Source organism: Xanthobacter sp. DMC12 (assembly GCF_056314105.1).
In genome coordinates, this window is record NZ_JBQUYZ010000001.1 from 911,834 (window position 1) to 934,238 (window position 22,405).

A 22,405-nucleotide genomic window follows, 5' to 3' on the forward strand; every position below is an offset into this window, starting at 1 on the left:
GGCACGCCGCCACCGGCGTGCCGCGCGATTTCGTCGCAGGACGGATCGCGACCCGAGCCTCAGGCCGCCTTCTCGTCCTCGTCATCCTTGAAGAGCTCTTCCTTGGTGACCGTCTTCTCGGTCACGTTGGCGAGCTCCAGGAGGAAGTCGACAACCTTCTCCTCGAACAGGGGGGCGCGCACGGACGCCAGAGCCTCAGGGGTGCGGCGGTAATAGTCCCACACCTGCTGCTCCTGGCCGGGGAACTGGCGGGCCCGTTCGACCACCGCGCGCGTCACCTCGTCGTCGGAAACCTGGATATTGTTGCGCTCCCCGATTTCCGCAAGCACCAGGCCGAGACGCACACGGCGCTCGGCGATGCGGCGGTAATCCTGGCGGGCCTCTTCCTCGGTCGTGCCTTCATCCGCGAAGGTGCGGCCCTGGGCGGCGAGATCTTCGTTCACCCGGCTCCACACGCCGTAGAATTCCTGCTCCACGAGGCCTTCCGGCACGTCGAACTTGTGGGTCGCATCAAGGCCGTCCAGGAGGGCGCGCTTCACCTTCTGGCGGGCGGCGCCGGCGTATTCCTGGGAGATCCGCTCCTTCACGGTCTCCTTGAGCTTCTCGAGGCTCTCCTGGCCGAGGGTCGCGGCGAACGCGTCGTCGATCGCAACCGCGCCGGGCGCGTCGACGGACTTCACGGTCACTTCGAAGGTCGCGGCCTTGCCTGCCAGTTCCTTGGCCGCATAGGCCTCGGGGAAGGTGACGCTCAGGGTGCGGTTCTCACCGGCGGTGGCGCCGACGAGCTGCTCCTCGAAGCCGGGGATGAAGCCCTTGGAGCCGATGAGGACGTCGATGTCCTGGCCTTCGCCGCCCTGGAACTTCTCGCCGTCCACATAGCCGGTGAAATCGATGGTGACGCGATCACCCTCGGCGGCCGCACCTTCCTTGGTGGCGAAGGGGCGGTTGGCGTCGGCGATGCGCTGCACCGCCTCGTCGACCTCGGCCTGGGTCACCTCGACCACCGGCTTCTCGACGGAGATGTCCTTGAAGTTGCCGAGCTCGATCTTCGGCAGAATCTCCAGCTCCACGTCGTAGGCGAGGTCCTTGCCGCCATCGAGCAGGGTCTGGAACTGCGGATCTTCCTCGGGCCCCTTGATCCGGGGCTGGAGCGCGAGCTTGAAGCCGTGCTCCTCGACGATCTTGCCGTTGGTCTCGTTGACGGTCTGCTCGATGATCTCGGACATCACGGACTTGCCGTAGACGCGCTTGAGATGGGCCACGGGCACCTTGCCGGGGCGGAAGCCGTTCAGCTTCACCTGGCCCTTCAGCTCGTTGAGCCGGGCGTCGGCCCGGGCGTCGAGGTCGGCGGCGGACACCACCACACGGAAAGCGCGCTTGAGGCCCTCGGCCCCGGTCTCGGTCACCTGCATCGTCTTGCCTTCACATCCTCATCGCGCCAGGCGCGTTAACTTGAATTCAGCGCTGTCACCGGCATCCCGCGGCAATCGCCGGAGGCCGCGCGGCACGGTGGACCTGCCCCCGACCGGACCGCCTTGCGGCGGCCGACGCGCGGGCATGCGGCGGCATTGGTGCGGGCGGAGGGTTTCGAACCCCCACGACTTGCGTCACGGGAACCTAAATCCCGCGCGTCTACCAGTTCCGCCACGCCCGCGGCCCCGTCTCGCCAAAGGCCCGTCGCGCCCAAAGGCCCGTCATGCCCGCGAAGGGAGGCCGGGCACGGGAAAACGTCAACGCGCTTGAGCGCAAGACGCCTCCGGGCACGGCTCCACCGCTCGCGCACGAGGCCGCACGCGCCGTTCGGGTCGCGGCTTATATCATGCCCGCGCGGGCGCGCAGCAAGAAAATGGCGCGCACGGGCGGAGGCTCCCATCCCGCTGGCGCAACGGCAGGACGCCGCATCCCGCGCCGGCGAAGCCCCGGCCGAAACGCGCCGGTCCGCAGGCCGAAAGCGAGTGCTGCCAAGCTCCCGCTCCTCGGTGACATGCGCAGCCCCCGCCCGCGCGGCGCGCGCCACCATCCACGGCGATGCGAAGCGCATGAGCAAAGCCGCTTGCCCTTTTTCCGGCCGCGTAACATGGTCCACCCACCCTGCCAGGAGATGCAGCGTGAGCACGCCGATTCCCTCTCGTCGCAACGTTCTCAAGGGGGCTGCGGCCCTGTCTTTTGCCGGGGCCGCCGGCGCCTTGATCCCGGATTGGGCGCTTGCGCAGGGGCCGGCCAACGGACCGGTTGCGCTTACGGCCGCAGAGGGTAGCCGGCCGGCCATTGCCGGCCAGGGCAACCTCGCGCTGTTCAACGACTCACTCCCCGGCCCGCTCCTGCGGGTGAAGAAGGGCAGCCAGCTCGCGGTGCAGTTCGCCAATTCGCTCAAGGAGAGCGTGGCTCTGACATGGCAAGGCGTGCGCCTGCCGGCCGACGCGGCCACCGCCGCCTCTGCCTCTGTCGCCGGCGGGCAGAGCAAGCTGCTCCAGTTCTCGCCGAAGGACGCCGGCACCTTTTGGTACCACGCGAGCTCCCCGACCCTCGCCCGCCGCGCGCTCTGCGGCGCCCTGATCGTGGATGAGCCCGGCACGCCGGCCTACGCCTCGGACAACCTCCTGTTCATCCAGTCGTTTCCGCCTGAGAGCGGGGTCCCGATCTTCCCCGTGAACGGCGAGTTCTCGCCGACTTTCCAGGGCCCGGCCAGCGGACGCAGCCGGTTGCGGCTGGTGAACGCCACGCCCCTGTTCCTGCGTCTGCGGCTCAAGGGGCCGGCAGTCTACGCCATTGCCATCGACGGGCAGCCGGTTGCCCAACCCTTCGAGCTGAAGGAAGGCCGCCTGCAGATCCCGCCGGGCGGCCGGGTGGACGTGGCCGCGACCATCGACGATGCGGACGCGACCATCATCGAGATCGAAACCTCGCAGGAGCCGATCCGGCTCGCGGTGGTTACGCCCGTCGGTCCGGCCGGGCCGATGCCCTCCGGCCCGCCCGCGCCGCTCCCGCCGAACGATTTGCCGGCTGATATTCCGCTGAAGGATGCCGTTCGTGTCGAACTCGCCATCGGCGGGAAGAGCGGCGCGCCCGCTTCGCTCGGCACCGTGAAGTCCGGCAAGGCAATGGTTTTGACCCTCGCGAACAGCCTCGATGCACCCGTCTCGGTGCATGTGGCCGGCCACGCCGTGCGGCTTCTCGATGGGCTTGACGACGGCTGGAAGCCCTGGTGGCACGACACAGTTCCTGTGCCGGCTAAAACGACAGTAAGGGTTGCCCTTCTCGCCCAGGCGGCGGGCACCTGGAACGTGACCGCGCAGCGCGGGGGTGATGGCGAAGTTGTCGCCTCAGCCACCTACCAGGTCACTGCCTGAGCCGTTTTGGTCGCAGAATCAGGGGTTTCGTCGCCGGACCCATCCGGCGGCTGCAAGTGGCTTGCGGCCATCCCCTGAAATCACCGATGAACAAGCGCCATTCCGACCACCCCAAGTGGCGTTCCGATTCGTGCGATTCGGTCAAGCCCTTTCGATCATAGAATATAGCCGGCTATAGACCCCTCGCAGTGCATCGGGCAGGTCGTCGGCGATCAATCCGGGTCCGGCCTCCCGCGCTGCCTCGCCATGCAGCCACACCGCCGCGCAGGCGGCCTCGAACGGGGGCATACCCTGCGCGAGCAGGCCGCCCGCGATTCCAGCCAGCACATCCCCCGCCCCCGCCGTCGCCAGATATGGCGGTGCATTCTCGGCAATGGCGGCGCGGCCGTCGGGATGGGCAATCACCGTGTCGGGCCCTTTCAGCACCACCACCGCCCCGAGCCGCCGCGCGGCGGCGCGGGTGCGGGCGAGCTTGGACGGCGCGTCCAGAACCTCGGGATCGCTGCGGAACATGCGGGCGAACTCACCCTCGTGGGGGGTCACGATGAGTCCCGCACTGCGCCCGGCCACATCGGCCAGCGCCCATGGCACGCCTTCGTAGCTGGTCAGTGCATCGGCATCGAGCACCAGACGGCGGCCGGGAGCGGCAACGTCGATCTTGCGGCGGGTTTCCGCACCGCTGCCGAGGCCCGGCCCAATCACCACCGCGTTCAGGCGCCGGTCGGACAGCAGGTCGGCCAACTCCCCTGCCCCGTCCACCGGGCGCGGCATGATGGCCGCGTAGGACGCCGCCTGCAGCGGCAAAGCCTCCCGCGGCAGTGCAATGGTGACGAGCCCGGCGCCGGCCCTGAGCGCCCCTCGCGCCGACAGCCGCGCCGCGCCTGAGGTCCAGGCCGGCCCGCTCACCACCACCGCGTGGCCCCGGGAATATTTGTGGCCGCTCGATGCGGGCATGGGGAAGGTGTCACGCCAGAGGTCCGGCGTATCCACAAAGGCCTGCGGGCGAATCGTCTCCAGCACTTCGTCGGGAATGCCGATGTCGGCCACCCGCACCCGGCCGCACAGGCTGCGCCCGGGCTCCAGCAGGTGGCCCGGCTTGCGGCGGAAAAAGGTGACGGTCTCCACCGCCTGCGCCGCCGCGCCCCGCACCTTGCCGGTGGCGCCATCGAGGCCGGACGGCAGATCCACGGCGATGATCGGCCTGCCGGATTGCGCCATGCGCTCCACCAGCGCCCGCGCCGCGCCGTCGAGGTCGCGGGCGAGTCCGGCACCGAAAAGGGCATCGACGATCACCCCCGCCTCGCCGAGATCCACGGCCGCCGGCTCCTCCACCGCGCCGCGCCAGCGCTCGGCGGCCCGGCGGGCGTCGCCGGTGAGCCTGTCCCGGTCGCCGAGAAGGGCGAGGCGCACCTTGAACCCGCGTTGCGCCAGCACCCGCGCCGCAACGAATCCGTCGCCCCCGTTGTTGCCCGGCCCGCAGAGCACCAGGATACGCGTGGGATAGGGATAGCGTGCGACGGCATCGGCAACCGCCGTGCCGGCGCGGTCCATCAGCGTCATGGACGGGGTGCCCAATTCGACGGCTAATTTATCCGCGTGCGCCATTTCGTTTGGATCAAGCAGTGCGTCCACCGATGCCCCCGTCCTCAGATGCTCAGATCATGCTCATGTCTGCAGGCTGAAAACCCAGGTGTAAGCCCAATATTTCATCACTAAGATCAAGAACTAGGCATTGTGACCCATCCCCGTTGCCTGTCTTCTGCATGGGCAAATGACGCAAGGCATGGCACATATCATGCTTACAAAAGGCGTCTCGACCGTGCGGCGGCGGATCGGGTCAGGGAGACGGAGCGGATGAAGAAGATCGAGGCAATCATCAAGCCCTTCAAGCTCGATGAGGTGAAGGAAGCCCTTCAGGACGTCGGCCTGCAAGGCATTACGGTTACGGAAGCCAAGGGATTCGGCCGCCAGAAGGGCCATACCGAGCTGTACCGCGGTGCCGAATATGTGGTCGATTTCCTGCCGAAGGTGAAAATCGAGGTTGTCCTCTCCGACGATATGGTAGACCGGGCCGTCGATGCCATTCGCCGCGCGGCCCAGACCGGGCGGATCGGAGACGGGAAGATCTTCGTGTCGTCCATCGAAGAGGCGATCCGTATCCGGACCGGCGAATCCGGCCTCGACGCGATCTGACGCGTCCGAAAACAAATCGTCCAAGAAACGAACTGCAGGCCAGCAGAAAGGTAGCTAACCCCATGACGACCAAGACGGCCAAGGACGTCCTCGACCTCATCAAGAGCGAGGACGTGAAATATGTCGACCTGCGCTTCACCGATCCGCGCGGCAAGTGGCAGCATGTCACGTTCGACATCAGCATGGTCGACGAGGAATTCCTGACCGAAGGCACCGCCTTCGACGGTTCGTCCATCGCCGGCTGGAAGGCCATCAACGAGTCCGACATGCTGCTCATGCCGGATCCGACGACCACCTGCGTCGATCCCTTCTTCTCGGAGACCACGCTCTCCATCGTCTGCGACGTGCTGGAGCCGACCACCGGCCAGCCCTACGGTCGCGACCCGCGCTCCATCGCCCGGAAGGCCGAGGCCTATGCCAAGTCCACCGGCGTCGGCGACGCGGTGTATTTCGGCCCCGAGGCCGAGTTCTTCATCTTCGACGACGTGCGCTTCAAGGCGGACCCGTACAACACCGGCTTCAAGCTCGACTCCATCGAGCTGCCGACCAACGGCGACACCGAATATGAAGGCGGCAACCTCGGTCACCGGGTGAAGACCAAGGGCGGCTACTTCCCCGTGCCCCCCATCGACTCGGCGCAGGACATGCGCTCCGAGATGCTGGCCGCCATGGCCAAGATGGGCGCCAAGGTGGAGAAGCACCACCACGAGGTGGCCTCCGCCCAGCACGAGCTCGGCCTCAAGTTCGGCTCGCTCGTGACCATGGCCGACCACCTGCAGGTCTACAAGTACTGCATCCACCAGGTGGCCAACATCTACGGCAAGACGGCGACCTTCATGCCGAAGCCGGTGTTCGGCGACAATGGCTCGGGCATGCACGTGCACCAGTCGATCTGGAAGGAGGGCAAGCCCCTCTTCGCCGGCGACAAGTATGCCGATCTCTCCGAGTACTGCCTGTGGTACATCGGCGGCATCATCAAGCACGCCAAGTCGCTGAACGCCTTCACCAACCCGCTGACCAACTCCTACAAGCGTCTGGTCCCGGGCTATGAGGCTCCCGTGCTGCTCGCCTATTCGGCGCGCAACCGCTCGGCCTCCTGCCGCATCCCCTACACCAACAACCCGAAGGCCAAGCGCGTCGAGGTTCGCTTCCCCGATCCCGGCGCGAACCCCTACCTCGCCTTCGCGGCCCTGTTCATGGCGGGCATGGACGGCATCCTGAACCGGATCGACCCCGGCCAGGCCATGGACAAGGATCTCTACGACCTGCCCCCGGCCGAGCTGAAGCAGATCCCCACCGTCTGCGGCTCGCTCCGCGAGGCCCTCGCCTCCCTCGAGGCGGATCACGAATACCTGCTGAAGGGCGACGTGTTCCAGAAGGACTTCATCGAGTCCTACATCGACCTGAAGATGACCGAGGTGATGCGCTTCGAGATGACGCCGCACCCGGTCGAGTTCGAGATGTACTACTCGGTCTGATCGACCTTCATCCGAAAGAGAGCGGGCGCCCCTTCGGGCGCCCGTTTTCGTTTGATACGGTCTCTGTGAAGGCCCGGCTCAGCTCGCCTCGCCGGAGCCCGCCTTGCGGGCGGCGGCGCGGGCGTTGTTCTCGGCCTTGCGCGCCTCGCGCCCTTCCCGCCCCTCCTCCAGCGCCGTCACCGCGCCATGCAGGGTGGCAAGATCCTGCCGGGTGAGACCCAGGCGGTGGAAGATATTGCGCAGGTTGCGGATGGTGGACGGCGCCTTCTCCGGCGAGCGGAAGAAGCCGGAGGTCTGCAGCGCCGTCTCCAGGTGGTCGAAGAAGGCGAACAGATCGCCCTTGTCGGCGAGCGGCGAGCGATCCGGCGGAGCGAAGGGCAGCGCGCCGCCGTTTTCCGCCTTCGACCATTCATAGGCCGCGACCGCCACGCAAGTGGCAAGGTTCAGCGAGGCGAAGGCCGGGTTCACGGGAAGGGTGAGGATGGCATCGCAAAGCGATACCTCCTCCGTATAGAGCCCCGTGCGCTCGCGGCCGAACACCAGCGCCACCTCCTCGCCGGCCGCCATGCGGCTGCGGGCCTCCTTAGCCGCGGCGTCCGCGCCCACCACGGTCTTGGCCATGCCGCGCTCGCGGGCGGTGGTGGCGAAGGCGAACTTCACGTCATGCAGCGCCGCGCGCAGGTCCGGGAAGAGTTGCGCCTCGTCGAGGATGCGGTCGGCGCCGGCAGCGAAGGTGCGTGCGCGGTCGTTCGGCCAGCCCTGGCGGGGATTGACGATGCGCAGGCGCGACAGGCCGAAATTGCCCATGGCGCGTGCCGCCGAGCCGATATTGTCCCCGAGCTGCGGCTCCACCAGGATGACGAGCGGCCCTCCGGCCGTCCACGGCTTGGTGCTGTCGGTACCCGAACCCGGCATGTGATCTCCTTGTGGCCGCCTTGGTCGCATAAGGCGGCCAGACGTGTCGAGGGCTGGCCTCCGGGGGCGCGCCGGCGTGGGAAACGATCTCACGGCATTAGCCGGGTTTCCGTCTTGCGCCGCACTGCACCGGTGCTATAGCGGCCCTTGCCGGAGGCCGGCTGGCGCTCACCGCGTCGTTGCGCCCTCCCCCGCTCTACCAAGGCTCATTGAGCAGTCGCGAAAGGCCGTCCCATGGCGAAGATCAAGGTGGCAAATCCGGTCGTCGAACTCGACGGCGACGAGATGACCCGGATCATCTGGCAGTACATCAAGGACAAGCTGATCCACCCCTATCTCGACCTCGACCTCGAGTATTACGACCTCTCCGTCGAGAACCGCGACGCCACCAACGATCAGGTCACGATCGCCGCCGCCGAGGCCATCAAGAAGCACGGCGTGGGCGTGAAGTGCGCCACCATCACGCCGGACGAGGCCCGCGTCGAGGAATTCAAGCTCAAGGAAATGTGGAAGTCGCCCAACGGCACCATCCGCAACATCCTCGGCGGCGTGATCTTCCGCGAGCCCATCATCTGCAAGAACGTGCCGCGCCTGGTGCCGGGCTGGACCCAGCCCATCGTCGTCGGCCGCCATGCCTTCGGTGACCAGTATCGCGCCACCGACTTCAAGGTGCCCGGCAAGGGCAAGCTGACCATCTCCTTCGTGGGCGAGGACGGCACCAAGATCGAGAAGGAAGTCTACAGCTTCCCCGGTGCCGGCGTGGCCATGGCCATGTACAACCTCGACGAGTCGATCCGCGAGTTCGCCCGCGCCTCGCTCAACTACGGCCTGCTGCGCAATTATCCCGTCTACCTCTCCACCAAGAACACGATCCTCAAGGCCTACGACGGCCGCTTCAAGGATATCTTCCAGGAAGTCTACGAGGCCGAGTTCAAGGCCGAGTTCGACAAGCGCGGCCTCACCTACGAGCACCGCCTCATCGACGACATGGTGGCCTCGGCCCTCAAGTGGTCCGGCGGCTATGTGTGGGCCTGCAAGAACTATGACGGCGACGTGCAGTCGGACATCGTGGCCCAGGGCTTCGGCTCGCTCGGCCTGATGACCTCCGTGCTGATGACGCCCGATGGCAAGACGGTGGAGGCGGAAGCCGCCCACGGCACCGTCACCCGCCACTATCGCGAGCACCAGAAGGGCAAGGAGACCTCCACCAACTCCATCGCCTCCATCTTCGCCTGGACCCGGGGCCTTGCCCATCGCGCCAAGCTCGACGGCAACGAGGAACTCGCCAAGTTCGCCGCGACGCTCGAGAAGGTGTGCGTGGACACGGTCGAGGCCGGCGACATGACCAAGGACCTCGCGCTCCTCGTCGGTGCCGACCAGAAGTGGCTCTCCACGACCGGCTTCCTCGACAAGGTGTCCGAGAACCTCACCAAGGCCATGGCGGCCTGAGGCAGCAACTAGATTGCAGATGCACGAACGAAGAAGGGGTCGCATTGCGACCCCTTTTTTGTTAGCCTTCGGTCAGTGCACAACTTCAAATTGGCAGATCGACGACCACATGGGAGCTATCGCTTCAGCTATCGTTGGTATTGGCTTCTTCCTCGCCGGGTGGGTCGTCCCGCTTATCGTGCATGAGCTGGCGGCGTGGATTCAATATGGGCTTTTGGCTCTTGGAATTCTCCTAATAGGACTAGGTATATTTCTCGGTCGGACAAAACCTGAAAGTCAGAACAGCATCTCCGTTACAATGAAAAACGGAAACTCGATAGGCCAAATAGGAAACATCTATGACCGAGGAAAAGAAATTCGGTGACATCAACGCTAAGATCGGAAATGGAAACACGATAGGTCATATCGGGCATAAGATTGTTTTCCACGAGCCACCGCCCAATCCAAACTCAATTTGGCAAAATGGCCGCGTTGTTGGCTTGATCGGTTCAGCACCCGAAACAGTCGCTCGCGGGGTGGTTTTTCAGAAGCTCTTTATTGACGCCCCCTTCGACGAAGGCAGTGAGTTTTCTGTTCAGGGCGTCCGGATGGTAATTGAGCATTATTACGGATTGACGAGTGGTAGCTCTGGCGGTCGCCCGCCACAGAGCACATACTGGAATGTTTCCTGCCGAGTCATCGGATAGATTGTAAGTCTCTATAGTTTTGGCGCTCCGCCCTCCGGCTTCGCGTCTGAATGCAGTTCCGAGAGGCGGCCGATCACGTCGGGGTGTCGCAAGGCGAGCATATAGAGCTCGTTTTCCTCTATGGAGAGGATCTTGGTCTTGGCCATTGCGCGGACCGTGACGGGATCTGGCTTCGTATGTCCCGGCAGCAGGCCGAACACCTCGCCCGGCCCCAGCGTGCGCACGCCCTCCGCGCCCTCCATCTCCACCTTGCCCTCCAGCACCACGAACAGGTGCGCCGCCTCCTCGCCTCGCCGCATGACGTGGTGGCCGCGGTCGAAGCTGCGCGAATGCAGGATGGGCAGGATGTCGCCGAGCACCGGCGCATCCAGATCCGAGAAGGGCGGCAGGCGTGAGATCATGGAGAAAGTGACGACGAAGTTGTGCTTCGAGATCACCTCCGAGAAGGAGCCGGCGATGATGGCAATGGGCAGCGCCAGCATCATCAGGCCGGAAATCATGGTGATGCCGCCGATGAACCGCCCGAGATTGGTCACAGGCACCACGTCGCCATAGCCCACCGTGGTGAGGGTGGTGATGGACCACCACATGGCCAGCGGGATGGAGCCGAACTTGTCCGGCTGCACATTTCGCTCCGTCAGGTACATGGCGGTGGCCGACATGAGCACGCCCGAGCACAGGATGATGAGGCAGGAGAGCAGCGCATAGCGCTCGCGCTTGATCGCGAGGTAGAGCGCGTTGAAGCCGGACGAATACCGCGCGAGCTTGAGGAAGCGCACGAGGCGCAGCACCAGCAAGGCGTGCGGGTCGAAATCGGTGGCAAGGGCCACGAACCACGGCAGGATCGCGATCAGGTCGATGAGTGCCGGTACGGTCATCGCGTAGCTGAGGCGGGCGCGGGCGTTGGACATGCCGCGCCGCAGCGGGTGCTCGGGCGCCACCCACAGGCGCAGGCCGTACTCCACCGTGAAGATCAGCAGCGCGCAGAACTCGCCGAGCTTGAACCACCACGCGTCGTGGATTTCCAGCGAGCGCACCGTCGCCAGCACCGCGCCGGCCACCGACAGCAGGACCATGGCGATGAGGAAGTAATGGACGAAATCCGCCGTGCGGTCGCCGGGCAGGTCGCGCTCCAGAATGTCGAATACCCGCCGGCGGGCCGATTGCACCTTCATCTCGTCCTCAATTTCCCTGCCCGCCCTGGCTTCGCGCATTGCCGAGCGCCGTCTCGATGCGGGCGCGGGCGCGCTCGGTGCGCGCCGTCACCACCTCGTCCGGCAGGCCGAGCTGCGTCAAGAGGCGGGCGGCGAGCTGGAGGCTTGCCTCCTGCGCCTCGGGGATCACGCCGGACACCCCGAGCGCGGAGAGACGGTGGGCGTGCTCCGTATCCTTGGCGCGCGCGAGGATCGCCGCCGCCGGCCAGTGTTGCCGCACCGCGGCCGCCATGCGCTCGGCCGCATTGGGGGCATCGAGGGTCACGACGAAAACGCTCGCCCGCTCGGCCCCGAGCCGCGCCAGCATCTCCGCCCGCCCGGCATCGCCGAAATAGACAGGAAGGTTGACGCCCCGAGCCTCGGCCACGCGGCGGGGGTCGTTGTCGAGCGCCACATAGGCGACCCCTTCCTCCTCCAGGGCCTCGGCCACCATGCGGCCCACCCGCCCGAAACCGCCGATCACCACGTGCCCAGCGACGCTGCTGTGTGGCGGCGCGGCAAGGTTGTCGTTGAGCCGCGCGTCGAGGGTCCGTCCCAGCCGGCGGCCCAGCCGCGCCAGCAGGGGCGTTGCCGCGAGGCTGAAGCCCACCATGGCGATGAGGACGCCGGCATCCGCCCGGGACAGCGCACCGCTGGCCGCCAGAAGCGCCAGCACCACGAGGGCGAACTCCCCGGTCTGGGCCAGCAGAACCGCCGCCTCCGCCGCAGCCGGCGGCGCAACCTTCATGAGGCGGCCAGCGGCATAGGTGCCGACGATCTTCACGGCGAGAATGCCGGCGACGCCCGCCACAACCCAGCCGAGGCGCGGCAGCACGACGGCAAAATCGACGCTCATGCCGACGGTCACGAAGAACACGCCGATGAGCAGGCCCTTGAAGGGTTCAAGGTCCACCTCGATCTGGTGGCGGTAGGCCGTCTCCGACAGCAGCATCCCCGCCAGAAAGGCGCCGAGGGCGCTGGACAGGCCCGCCCGGTGGGTGATCGCTGCGGAGCCCACCACCACGACCAGCGTGATGGCCATGATGAGGTCACGCGAGCGCGTGGACGCCGCGGCGGCGACCAGCGGTGCCAGCACGAAGCGCCCCGCGACCAAGATCAGCGCCACCGCGCTCACCGCCTTGACGAGCGCGAGGGCGGCCAGGGTGAGGACATCCGGCGCATTGCCGGTGAGAAGCTCGGCCGCCAGGAGGATGGGCACTACCATCAGGTCCTGGAACAGCAGGACGGCGATGACGAGCTGGCCGAGCGGCGCAAGCGCCCGGTGCTGATCGATCAGCAACTGGCTCACGACCGCCGTCGACGACAGCGCCAGCGCCAAGCCCAGCACCAGCGCCACCCCCGGCGGATAGCCGGCGAGCGCGGCCCCCAGCGCCAGCGGCGCACCGCACAGGACAACCTGCAGGCAGCCGACGCCGAACACCTCGCGCCGGAGTGCCCACAGCCGCGCGGTGGAGAATTCGAGGCCGAGCAAAAACAGGAGGAAGACGATGCCCAGCTCGCCAAAGGGCGCCGCCCGCGCGGGACTGGAAATGGTGACGAAGCGCACCAGGGGCAGCGTATCGGCGAGACGTCCCAGCCCGTGCGGGCCCACGAGCGCGCCCACCGCGATGAAGCCCACCACGGCACCGATGCGGGCGCGGTGAAACAGCGGCACCAGCACCCCGGCGGCGAGGAGATAGACGAACGCATCCTTCAGGAAGCTGTCGTTCAACGCACCGCCACTCCGCTGCCTGCTGCCGGCGCCCCGACCCCTGTGTGGCAAGAAGCGATGGCGCTGCGCAAGGGGCTTGCGTCAAATCCACGTCGCGCGCGTCGTGGACCGGTCGCACGAACGCTACCCACCAGGCCGGACCGGGTCCGGCCTGTCGCGTGCGCGGCGAGGGCGAAGCCGCCCGGCCGTTCAGCCCGCGAGGGCCGCCTCGATGGCGGAGAGTGCCGCGTCGGCCTTGTCGCCGTCGGGGCCGCCGGCCTGGGCCATGTCGGGGCGGCCGCCGCCGCCCTTGCCGCCCAGGGCCTCGGCGCCCAGCCGCACCAGAGAAACGGCATCGACGCGGGCGGTGAGGTCGGCGGTAACGCCCACCACGATGCCGGCCTTGCCATCGGACGTGACGCCGACGATGGCGACGACGCCCGAGCCGATCTGCTTCTTGCCCTCGTCCACCAGGCCCTTGAGATCCTTGATCTCGATGCCTTCCACCTGGCGCGCGAGCAGCTTGATGTCGCCGACCGTGCGCACGGCGTCTCCCGCGCCCTGGCTGCCGCCCATGGCCAGCTTCTTGCGGGTCTCGGCCAGCTCACGCTCCAGCTTGCGCCGTTCCTCGACGAGGGCGGCGACGCGCGCCTCCACCTCGCCAACCGGCGCCTTGAGCGCGGAGGCCGTGGCGATGAGGGCGGCATTCGCGCCGTTCAGGTGCTTGCGCGCCGCGCGGGCGGTAAGTGCCTCGATGCGGCGGACGCCGGAGGCCACCGCGCCTTCGGAGACCACGGAGATGAGGCCGATGTCGCCGGTGCGCTTCACATGGGTGCCGCCGCACAGCTCCACCGAATAGGGCGCGCCGTTGCCGTCGTCGGTACCCATGGAGACGACGCGCACCTCCTCGCCGTACTTCTCGCCGAACAGAGCGCGGGCGCCGGACTTGATGGCATCGTCCACGGCAAGGACGCGGGTTTCCACCGGCTCGTTGCGCAGCACGAAGCGGTTGGCGATCTCCTCCACCTCCGCCACCTCGGCCTCGCTGAGGGGCTTGGGGTGCGAGAAGTCGAAGCGCAGGCGGTCGGGCGCGACCAGCGAGCCCTTCTGCGCCACATGCTCGCCGAGAACACGGCGCAGCGCCTCGTGCAGCAGATGGGTGGCGGAATGGTTGGCGCGCACGGCGGCGCGGCGATCGTGGTCGACCTCCAGCACCAAAGCGGTGCCGGGCTTGAGCGTGCCGCTCTCCACCTTCACATCGTGCAGGAACAGGTCGCCCAGCTTCTTCTGGGTGATGCGCACCTCGGCAACGAGGCCGCCCTCTCCCGTCATGCGGCCGGTATCGCCGACCTGGCCGCCGGATTCGGCGTAGAACGGGGTCTGGTTGAGCACCACGAGGCCGGTCTCGCCAGCATTGAGAGCCGCCACCTCGGCACCGTCGCGCACCAGCGCGGTGACCACGCCTTCCGCCTTCTCGGTATCGTAGCCGAGGAAGTCGGTGGCGCCCACCTTGTCGCGAAGGCCGAACCACAGCGTGTCGGTGGCCGCCTCGCCGGAGCCGGCCCAGTTGGCGCGGGCCTCGGCCTTCTGGCGCGCCATGGCCGCATCGAACGCCGCCGTGTCGACGCCGATACCGCGGGCGCGCAGGGCATCCTGGGTCAGGTCAAGCGGGAAGCCGTAGGTGTCGTAGAGCTTGAACGCGACCTCGCCGGGGAAGCTGGCGCCGGAAACGAGGCCCTGGCTCTCCTCCTCGAGGATCGAGAGGCCGCGCTCGAGCGTGCGACGGAAGCGCGTCTCCTCCAGCAGCAGCGTCTCTTCCGCCAGCGGCTCGGCGCGCACGATCTCGGGATAGGCCCGGCCCATCTCGCGCACCAGGATAGGCACGAGGCGGTGCATCAGCGGGTCCTTGGCGCCGAGCAGCTGCGCGTGGCGCATGGCCCGGCGCATGATGCGGCGCAGGACGTAGCCGCGCCCCTCGTTCGAGGGCAGCACGCCATCGGCGGTGAGGAAGACCGACGCCCGCAGGTGGTCGGCGATCACCCGGTGGCTCGCCTTCTGCGGGCCCTCGGGATCCACGCCGGTGAATTCGGCGACCTCGGCGATGAGGGCGCGCATGAGGTCGGTTTCGTAATTGTCGTGGGTGCCCTGCAGCACCGCCGAGATGCGCTCGAGGCCCATGCCGGTGTCGATGGACGGCCGCGGCAGGCCGACGCGCTCGCCGCCCGGCAGCTGTTCATACTGCATGAACACGAGATTCCAGATCTCGATGAAGCGGTCGCCGTCCTGGTCCGCCGAGCCGGGCGGGCCGCCGAAGATGTGCGGGCCGTGGTCGAAGAAGATTTCCGAGCAGGGGCCGCACGGGCCGGTGTCGCCCATGGACCAGAAATTGTCCGACGACGCGATGCGGATGATGCGGTCGTCGGAGAGGCCGGCGATCTTCTTCCACAGGCCGTGGGCTTCCTCGTCCTCGCTGTAGACCGTGACGAGCAGGCGGTCCTTCGGCAATTCGAAGGTACGGGTGACGAGGTTCCAGGCGAGCTCGATCGCGCGATCCTTGAAATAATCGCCGAACGAGAAATTGCCGAGCATTTCGAAGAAGGTGTGGTGCCGCGCGGTGTAGCCCACATTGTCGAGGTCGTTGTGCTTGCCGCCGGCCCTGACGCACTTCTGCGACGTCACCGCCCGCGAATAGGGCCGCTTCTCGACGCCGGTGAAGACGTTCTTGAACTGCACCATGCCCGCGTTGGCGAACATGAGCGTGGGGTCGTTATGCGGCACGAGGGGCGACGAGGCGACGGCCTCGTGGCCCTCCTTGACGAAGTAGTCGATGAAGCTCGACCGGATCTCGTTGACGCCGCTCATGTGCCGGCACTGTCCCTCGGAGGCCGGGCCTTGCGGCCGCCGGCTCTGGTGATCGCTGCGCGCGCCAGCGCCTCGGGCCAACCTCCGGCCACCCCTCGGGCGTCGCGCGGTCCCCTCGACCGTGGCGGCCGGCGGAACCGGGTTCGTTTAACGATGGGCCCGCCGCTTGTCCAGAAACGCGAGGGCGCAACACGAAGCTGGGCCCCGGACACATCACGCTCCTCGATAAAAACGGGCGGGCACCGTTAGGTCCCCGCCCGCCCTGTAACCGTCACGACGCACTCCGCATCCGCCCCTCAGGCGTCGGCAGCGGAGCCCTCGGCATCTTCTTCGGGATCGCCGGCGAGGATCTTTTCGGCGATGAGGCCGGCGTTCTGGCGGATGGCCGCCTCGATGCGCCCGGCGATCTCCTGGTTCTGCTTCAGGAAGGTCTTGGCGTTCTCGCGGCCCTGGCCGAGGCGCTGGCTGTCGTGGGAGAACCAGGCGCCGGACTTCTCCACCACGCCGGCGCGCACGCCGAGGTCAAGAAGCTCGCCGGTCTTGGAGACGCCCTCGCCATACATGATGTCGAACTCGACCTGCTTGAAGGGCGGCGCCAGCTTGTTCTTCACCACCTTCACGCGGGTCTGGTTGCCCACGACCTCGTCGCGCTCCTTGATGGCGCCGATGCGGCGGATGTCGAGGCGCACGGAGGCATAGAACTTCAGCGCGTTGCCACCCGTGGTGGTCTCGGGCGAGCCGTACATCACGCCGATCTTCATCCGGATCTGGTTGATGAAGATGACCATGGTGTTGGACTTGGAGATGGAGGCGGTGAGCTTGCGCAGCGCCTGGCTCATGAGGCGAGCCTGCAGGCCGGGCTGGTTGTCGCCCATCTCGCCGTCGAGCTCGGCGCGCGGAGTGAGGGCGGCCACCGAATCGACCACCAGCACGTCGATGGCGCCGGAGCGCACCAGCGTGTCCGCGATCTCCAGCGCCTGCTCCCCAGCGTCCGGCTGGGAGATGAGCAGGTCGTCCAAATTCACGCCGAGCTTACGGGCATAGACCGGATCGAGCGCATGTTCGGCATCGATGAAGGCACAGGTACCGCCGCGCTTCTGCGATTCGGCGATGGTGTGCAGCGCAAGCGTGGTCTTGCCCGAGGATTCCGGGCCGTAGATCTCAACGACGCGCCCCTTGGGCAGCCCGCCGATGCCCAGCGCGATGTCGAGCCCCAGCGAACCGGTGGGAATGCTCTCGATCTCAAGGGCTTTCCCCCCCTTACCGAGCCGCATGATGGAGCCCTTGCCGAAATGCCGCTCGATCTGCGAGAGCGCGGCATCCAGCGCCTTGGTCTTGTCCATGGAAGAACCTTCGACGAGTCGGAGTGTCGCCTGAGTCATCGCCGCGCTCCGGTGCGGGTGCAAGGGGAATTAAGAACGTGGCAGTTGTACCTGTTTTGTTCTAAGTTCGCAATATGTTCTCTTTCGTCCACAGCATGTGGATAACATTTCGTAACGCGGCGCGTCCCGCACACCTGCCCTAACGCCGAGCTGCCGCTTCGGCGCGGCCTTCTTTCGCAGGTGCGGTGAAACCCTGAGCCGGCCTGCCGCGTTCAGGCCGAAGAGCACGGGACAAGCGCCCGCATCCTCGGTTCACATCGCGCCGGCGACGCCGGAGGAGACACATATGCGCATCGCCCAGATCGCGCCGCTCATCGAGAGCGTGCCCCCGCGTCGCTACGGCGGAACCGAACGCATCGTCTCCTATCTGTGCGAAGCGCTGGTGGCGCAGGGCCACGACGTGACGCTGTTCGCCAGCGGGGACTCCCTGACTTCGGCGCAGCTCGAACCCATGTGCGAGATGGGCCTGCGACTGTCGCCGGGGCCGGTCGATCCCATCGTCTTCCACATGCTCATGCTGGAGCAGGTGCGGCGGCGCGCGGACGAATTCGACATCCTCCACGTCCATGTGGACGTGCTGCACTATGCGGTGCTGAAGGAGCATGCTCCGCGCACGCTCACCACCCTGCACGGCCGGCTCGATAGCGTGGCCGCCCACCGGCTCTATGCGCTCTATGACGAGTTCCCGCTGGTCTCGATCTCGAACCACCAGCGCAAGCCCATGCCGCCGGTGAACTGGGCCTCGACCATCTATCACGGCCTGCCGGAGACCCTGCTGCCGTTCAATCCCCAAGGCGGCGACTACCTCGCCTTCCTCGGCCGCATCTCGCCGGAAAAGCGGCCCGACCGGGCCATCGAGATCGCCGCCCGCGCCGGCCTGCCGCTGAAGATCGCAGCCAAGGTGGACCGGGTGGACGAGGACTATTGGGAGCAGAAGATCCGCCCCATGGTGGAGGCCACGCCCGGCATCGAATTCATCGGCGAGATCGACGAGCGGCAGAAGGCGCACTTCCTGGGCAATGCCAAGGCCCTGCTCTTCCCCATCGACTGGCCGGAACCCTTCGGGCTGGTGATGATCGAGGCCATGTCCTGTGGCACGCCCACCATTGCCTATGGCTGCGGCTCCGTGCCCGAAGTGCTGGAGGACGGCCTCACCGGTTACATCGTCTCCGGTCAGGATGAGGCGGTCGCCCGTGTTGCCGACCTCGATCGGCTTGATCGCGCCGCGATCCGGCGGACCTTCGAGAAGCGTTTTTCCGCCGGGCGGATGGCGCGGGACTATGCGGCCCTTTACGAGCGCCTCGCCACCCCCGCGAGCCCGCGCAAGAAGCGCGAGCTGGGCGCAGGAAGTCTGAATGTCTCCGTCTGACGCGGCGGCCCGGGTCGCCGGTGCAGACCCGCAGGAACCGGGCTATGCGATCGCGGCCAGCGCCTCACAGATCGAGGCGGTGCCGCGCACGCTCAAGCACGACGACACGTTCGCCGTGTTCGATGCCCATGGTGATGCCGTCCCCGGTCTGGCCAGCAACCACGGCCTGTTCCATCGCGACACGCGCCATCTCTCGCAATTCTTCCTCACCATCGATGGCGTGCGGCCCCTGCTGCTCGGTTCCACCGTGCGGGACGACAATGCCACGCTAAGCTGCGACCTCACCAATCCGGACCTGCCGGCCCGCAGCGGGCGGGACGAGCTGGCGCACGATCTCATCCATCTGCGCCGCTCGCGCTTCCTGTTCCGGGGCGCGTGCCACGAATGCCTCTCCATCCGAAATTTCGATGGCGAGACCCGCACGTTCGAGATCGGCCTGTTCTTCGATGCGGACTTCGTGGACCTGTTCGAGGTGCGCGGTTCCCATAGGGCGAAGCGCGGGCGCGTCGCGGTGCCGGTGGTCGGGGAAAGTCATGTGGGCCTCGCCTATCGCGGCCTCGACGCCCGCACTCGCACAACCCGCCTCGCATTCGCGCCGCGGCCCAGCGTGCTCGCAGCCGACCGGGCGCTTTACCAACTCACCCTCAAGCCCGGCGAGGGGTTCGTGATCTTCGCCGAAATCCGCTGCGACGGGGCCGAGCCGGAGCGCGATGCCCGGCAGGCCTTCCGGCTGGGACTGAAAGATATCCGCGCCGACATGCGAGCGCGGACCGCGCGCTCGGCCGGCGTTTCCTCCTCGAACGATCACTTCAATGAGGGACTGCGGCGGGCGGTCAGCGATCTGAACGTGCTCATCACCGACCTGCCGGAGGGACCCTACCCCTATGCGGGCGTGCCGTGGTTCTCGACCGTGTTCGGGCGGGACGCGCTCATCACCGCCTTCGAGACCCTGTGGCTCACGCCCTCCCTTGCGCGCGGCGTGCTGCTGCACCTCGCTGCCAACCAGGCCACGACCTTCGATCCTGAAGCCGATGCCGAGCCCGGCAAGATCCTGCACGAGGTGCGGTTCGGCGAAATGGCGGAGCTGGGGGAGGTGCCATTCCGCCGCTATTACGGCAGCATCGATTCCACCCCGCTGTTCGTGATGCTGGCCGGCGCCTATCTGGAGCGCACCGGCGATCTGGAGACGGTTCGCATGCTGTGGCCAGCCGTCGAGGCGGCGTTGGGCTGGATGCGCGAGCACGGCGACCGCGACGGGGACGGCTTTATCGAATACGGCCGCCGGCGCGGCGACGGTCTGGTCAATCAAGGCTGGAAGGACAGCCACGACAGCATCTTCCACGCGGATGGACGGCTCGCGAAAGGCCCCATCGCACTGGTCGAGGTGCAGGGCTATGCCTATGCCGCGTGGAATGCGGCGGCGGCCATCGCCCACGCGCTCGGCGCGCCGGCTGCGGCGGAGACCTACGCGGCGCGGGCACGGGACATGCGAACGGCCTTCGATGCCGCCTTCTTCGATCCGGCCCTGGGCACCTATGTGCTGGCGCTGGACGGCGACAAGGCGCCCTGCCGGGTGCGCACCTCCAATGCCGGGCACGCCCTGTTCGCGGGCATCGCCTTGCCGGAGCGGGCGGAAGCGGTGGCGGCGACCTTGATGACCAGCAGTTCCTTCTCCGGCTGGGGCGTGCGGACGCTCGCGGCGGGCGAGGCGCGGTTCAATCCCATGAGCTATCACAATGGCTCGGTGTGGCCGCACGACAATGCGGTGGTCGCGCTGGGGCTTGCCCGCTACGGCTTTCGGGCCGAGGCGGCGCGCATCTTCGAGGGGCTGTTCCGCGCCTCGGTCTATTTCGACCTGCGACGCATCCCCGAGCTGTTCTGCGGCTTCGCGCGCCAACGCAACAGGGGGCCGGTGGGCTATCCGGTCGCCTGCGCGCCGCAGGCCTGGGCAGCAGCGGCGCCGCTGGCGCTTCTGCAGGCGTCCCTGGGCCTCGGCTTCGACGTGGCGGAACGGCGGGCGGTGTTCGAGAGGCCCATGCTGCCGGAATTCCTCGATACGCTCACTCTCACAGGCCTCGCCGTCGCGGATGGGAAGATCGACGTGAAGGTGGAGCGGGTGGGCACCACCGCCGCCCTGTCGGTCATCGACCGCCAGGGCAACGTGGGCATCCGGGTGGAGGCGTGAGCGCTAAAGGGCGGCGTGGTCGCGCACCGCCTCCCCGAGCGCATCCTTGAGCGTCGCGAAGCGGGCGTCGAGCGCGAGCGGGTCACTGCGGTTGAGGGCGATCATCTGCGCCCGCGCCTCGCCGCCCCGCACCACCTCGAAGGCGTCGGACGCGATGCCGGCCACGACCGCCTCGGCCACCGCCTCGGCCGGCTCGCGGCTGAAGCCGACCTCCGGTCCGGCGCGGCTGCTGCGCATCATGGGCGTGTCAGTCGCACCGGGATAGACGGTGAGCACCCGCACGCCTTCCCCCGCCAGTTCCCGCCGCAGCGCCTCGTCGAAGCGCGCGAGCCCCGCCTTCGCCGCCGCGTAGGTGGCGTAGAACGGCATGCCGATGAGCGCGATGGCGGAGGTGATGTCCACGATCAGCCCCTCCCTGCTCGCGCGCAGCGCCGGCAGCGCCGCGCGGGTGAGGAGGATGGGCGCGATCAGGTCCACTTCGATCATGGCGCGGATGTCGGCTTCGCTCGTCTCCTCCAGCCGGCCGGCGCGCACGCCACCCGCGTTGTTGATGAGGATGTCGAGCCCTCCGAGCGCCGCCACCGCGCCGTCCAGCATGGCCGCCCGGGCGGTTGGGTCAGTCACATCGCCGGCGATCCCGTAGACCTCGGCACCGGTAGCCTTGAGCGCGCCCACCGCCTCCGCCAACACGTCCGGCCGGCGGCCGGTGAGCACGAGGCGCGCCCCCTCCGTCGCCAGCGCGGTAGCGATGGCACGGCCGATGCCGCTTGATCCTCCGGTGAGGAGGATCCGCTTTCCCTGAATGTTCATGGCCGCTCTCTTCGTCCCTCACTCCGCCGCGGGCGGATAGTTGGAGGGGAAGAGCGCGCGCCGGGAGGCTTCGTCGCCCGAGGCCTTGAACGTGTGATCCTTGCCCACCTCACGGGCGCGGACGGCGGCGGGACGGGCATCGACATCGGCGAACCAGCGCTTGATGTGCGGGAAGCGCGCGAGGGGATCGTCCTCGCCCTTCAGCACCCGCGATGCCCGGAGGACCCAGCCCCAGGCCGACATGTCGGCGATGGTGTAGTCCTTGCCCGTGATGTAGGGGCGGGTGGCGAGGAGGTCGTCGAGCACCTGATAGTGCCGCTCCGCCTCGCGCCTGTAGCGGTTCACGGCATAGCCGAGCCCATCGGGCGCAGCGTGCTGGAAATGCACCGCCTGACCGGAGAACGGCCCGAGCCCGCTGGCGATGAAGAGGAGCCAGGACAGCAGTTCCGGACGGTCCTTGGGGTCGCCGCCGAAGCTGCCAGTCTTCTCGGCGAGATAGAGGAGGATGGCGGTGGAATCGAACACCCGCGCCTCGACGCCCCCCGGCCCGTCCGTATCCACGATGGCCGGCACCTTGCCGTTGGGATTGATGGCGCGGAACGCCGGCAGGTGCTGCTCGCCCTTGGCGGTGTCCACGGGGATCACCTCGTAGGGAAGGCCCGTCTCCTCCAGGAAGAGCGCGACCTTGGCCGGGTTGGGCGTGGGATGGAAATAGAAGCGGATCAACGGGATCACCCTTCGCTGGCAGCCGCCGAAGCGGGCGCGTTTGCGTTTTAGAACGACTGATATAGAATGCACGCATCGGACGTCCGCGCAAGCTGT

The 22,405-nt window shown here is 67.4% G+C and carries 16 protein-coding genes and 1 tRNA gene; 7 read left to right on the forward strand and 10 right to left on the reverse strand.

Going from position 1 to position 22,405, the window contains the following annotated elements; genetic code table 11:
* Positions 1-59 precede the first annotated feature (59 nt).
* The gene (gene tig / locus ACT535_RS04205; protein ID WP_168458102.1) at positions 60-1,412 is read right to left on the reverse strand and encodes a trigger factor; all 1,353 of its coding nucleotides are present in this window, start codon (positions 1,410-1,412) and stop codon (positions 60-62) included.
* 157 nt (positions 1,413-1,569) lie between these two features.
* Positions 1,570-1,654: transfer RNA gene (locus ACT535_RS04210), tRNA-Leu, on the reverse strand.
* A 454-nt stretch (positions 1,655-2,108) separates the two neighbouring features.
* Between ACT535_RS04210 and ACT535_RS04215 the strand changes: the two genes are divergently transcribed.
* Positions 2,109-3,350 (forward strand): multicopper oxidase family protein, encoded by a 1,242-nt coding sequence (locus ACT535_RS04215; protein ID WP_476363456.1) that lies wholly within the window; start codon positions 2,109-2,111, stop codon positions 3,348-3,350.
* 141 nt (positions 3,351-3,491) lie between these two features.
* On the opposite strand, the gene ACT535_RS04220 is transcribed toward ACT535_RS04215, so the two are convergent.
* On the reverse strand, positions 3,492-4,982 hold the full coding sequence (locus ACT535_RS04220) for an NAD(P)H-hydrate dehydratase (protein ID WP_476363457.1): 1,491 nt from the start codon (positions 4,980-4,982) through the stop codon (positions 3,492-3,494).
* A gap of 222 nt (positions 4,983-5,204) precedes the next feature.
* Here ACT535_RS04220 and ACT535_RS04225 point away from each other — a divergent pair, with 222 nt between their 5' ends.
* Together ACT535_RS04225 and glnA are read left to right on the forward strand one after the other, a co-directional pair.
* Complete coding sequence (locus ACT535_RS04225; RefSeq protein ID WP_012115561.1) at positions 5,205-5,543, forward strand: P-II family nitrogen regulator; 339 nt, start codon at positions 5,205-5,207, stop codon at positions 5,541-5,543.
* 62 nt (positions 5,544-5,605) lie between these two features.
* Positions 5,606-7,021, forward strand: coding sequence for a type I glutamate--ammonia ligase (gene glnA / locus ACT535_RS04230; RefSeq protein WP_476322456.1), 1,416 nt, complete (start codon positions 5,606-5,608; stop codon positions 7,019-7,021).
* A gap of 78 nt (positions 7,022-7,099) precedes the next feature.
* Here the strand turns inward: glnA and ACT535_RS04235 are convergent, their stop codons facing one another.
* On the reverse strand, positions 7,100-7,936 hold the full coding sequence (locus ACT535_RS04235) for an RNA methyltransferase (protein WP_476363458.1): 837 nt from the start codon (positions 7,934-7,936) through the stop codon (positions 7,100-7,102).
* Between the two features lie 234 nt (positions 7,937-8,170).
* Here ACT535_RS04235 and ACT535_RS04240 point away from each other — a divergent pair, with 234 nt between their 5' ends.
* Positions 8,171-9,385 (forward strand): NADP-dependent isocitrate dehydrogenase, encoded by a 1,215-nt coding sequence (locus tag ACT535_RS04240; protein WP_168458107.1) that lies wholly within the window; start codon positions 8,171-8,173, stop codon positions 9,383-9,385.
* 338 nt (positions 9,386-9,723) lie between these two features.
* Entirely contained in the window at positions 9,724-10,071 is a 348-nt protein-coding gene (locus ACT535_RS04245; protein ID WP_168458108.1) for a hypothetical protein, read from the forward strand.
* Between the two features lie 11 nt (positions 10,072-10,082).
* Here the strand turns inward: ACT535_RS04245 and ACT535_RS04250 are convergent, their stop codons facing one another.
* From ACT535_RS04250 to recA, 4 genes are all read right to left on the reverse strand, one after another.
* Positions 10,083-11,246: a cyclic nucleotide-gated ion channel gene (locus ACT535_RS04250; protein ID WP_476363459.1), complete on the reverse strand. Its 1,164-nt coding sequence runs from the start codon at positions 11,244-11,246 to the stop codon at positions 10,083-10,085.
* A 7-nt stretch (positions 11,247-11,253) separates the two neighbouring features.
* Positions 11,254-12,996 carry a cation:proton antiporter domain-containing protein gene (locus ACT535_RS04255; protein ID WP_476363460.1) on the reverse strand — a complete coding sequence of 581 codons (1,743 nt, stop codon included), beginning with the start codon at positions 12,994-12,996 and terminating at the stop codon, positions 11,254-11,256.
* A gap of 189 nt (positions 12,997-13,185) precedes the next feature.
* Complete coding sequence (gene alaS / locus ACT535_RS04260) at positions 13,186-15,837, reverse strand: alanine--tRNA ligase (protein WP_168458111.1); 2,652 nt, start codon at positions 15,835-15,837, stop codon at positions 13,186-13,188.
* 296 nt (positions 15,838-16,133) lie between these two features.
* Positions 16,134-17,219 (reverse strand): recombinase RecA, encoded by a 1,086-nt coding sequence (recA, locus tag ACT535_RS04265; protein WP_168458112.1) that lies wholly within the window; start codon positions 17,217-17,219, stop codon positions 16,134-16,136.
* 286 nt (positions 17,220-17,505) lie between these two features.
* Between recA and ACT535_RS04270 the strand changes: the two genes are divergently transcribed.
* A complete protein-coding gene (locus ACT535_RS04270; RefSeq protein ID WP_476363461.1) occupies positions 17,506-18,588 on the forward strand; it encodes a glycosyltransferase family 4 protein in 1,083 nt (360 codons plus the stop codon).
* Positions 18,575-20,773: an amylo-alpha-1,6-glucosidase gene (locus ACT535_RS04275; protein WP_476363462.1), complete on the forward strand. Its 2,199-nt coding sequence runs from the start codon at positions 18,575-18,577 to the stop codon at positions 20,771-20,773. Before ACT535_RS04270 ends, ACT535_RS04275 begins: the two co-directional genes overlap by 14 nt.
* A gap of 3 nt (positions 20,774-20,776) precedes the next feature.
* On the opposite strand, the gene ACT535_RS04280 is transcribed toward ACT535_RS04275, so the two are convergent.
* Together ACT535_RS04280 and ACT535_RS04285 are read right to left on the reverse strand one after the other, a co-directional pair.
* Positions 20,777-21,583 carry an SDR family NAD(P)-dependent oxidoreductase gene (locus tag ACT535_RS04280; RefSeq protein WP_476363463.1) on the reverse strand — a complete coding sequence of 269 codons (807 nt, stop codon included), beginning with the start codon at positions 21,581-21,583 and terminating at the stop codon, positions 20,777-20,779.
* Positions 21,584-21,601: 18 nt separating this feature from the next.
* On the reverse strand, positions 21,602-22,309 hold the full coding sequence (locus tag ACT535_RS04285) for a glutathione S-transferase family protein (protein ID WP_476363464.1): 708 nt from the start codon (positions 22,307-22,309) through the stop codon (positions 21,602-21,604).
* Positions 22,310-22,405 lie beyond the last annotated feature (96 nt).

Excerpts from the sequence above, each read along its gene's own strand:
- tig (WP_168458102.1), bottom strand. The coding sequence starts at position 1,412 with ATGCAGGTGACCGAGACCGGGGCCGAGGGCCTCAAGCGCGCTTTCCGT.
- ACT535_RS04225 (WP_012115561.1), top strand. The coding sequence starts at position 5,205 with ATGAAGAAGATCGAGGCAATCATCAAGCCCTTCAAGCTCGATGAGGTG.
- glnA (WP_476322456.1), top strand. The coding sequence starts at position 5,606 with ATGACGACCAAGACGGCCAAGGACGTCCTCGACCTCATCAAGAGCGAG.
- ACT535_RS04235 (WP_476363458.1), bottom strand. The coding sequence starts at position 7,936 with ATGCCGGGTTCGGGTACCGACAGCACCAAGCCGTGGACGGCCGGAGGG.
- ACT535_RS04240 (WP_168458107.1), top strand. The coding sequence starts at position 8,171 with ATGGCGAAGATCAAGGTGGCAAATCCGGTCGTCGAACTCGACGGCGAC.
- ACT535_RS04245 (WP_168458108.1), top strand. The coding sequence starts at position 9,724 with ATGACCGAGGAAAAGAAATTCGGTGACATCAACGCTAAGATCGGAAAT.
- ACT535_RS04250 (WP_476363459.1), bottom strand. The coding sequence starts at position 11,246 with ATGAAGGTGCAATCGGCCCGCCGGCGGGTATTCGACATTCTGGAGCGC.
- alaS (WP_168458111.1), bottom strand. The coding sequence starts at position 15,837 with ATGAGCGGCGTCAACGAGATCCGGTCGAGCTTCATCGACTACTTCGTC.
- recA (WP_168458112.1), bottom strand. The coding sequence starts at position 17,219 with ATGACTCAGGCGACACTCCGACTCGTCGAAGGTTCTTCCATGGACAAG.
- ACT535_RS04270 (WP_476363461.1), top strand. The coding sequence starts at position 17,506 with ATGCGCATCGCCCAGATCGCGCCGCTCATCGAGAGCGTGCCCCCGCGT.
- ACT535_RS04275 (WP_476363462.1), top strand. The coding sequence starts at position 18,575 with ATGTCTCCGTCTGACGCGGCGGCCCGGGTCGCCGGTGCAGACCCGCAG.
- ACT535_RS04280 (WP_476363463.1), bottom strand. The coding sequence starts at position 21,583 with ATGAACATTCAGGGAAAGCGGATCCTCCTCACCGGAGGATCAAGCGGC.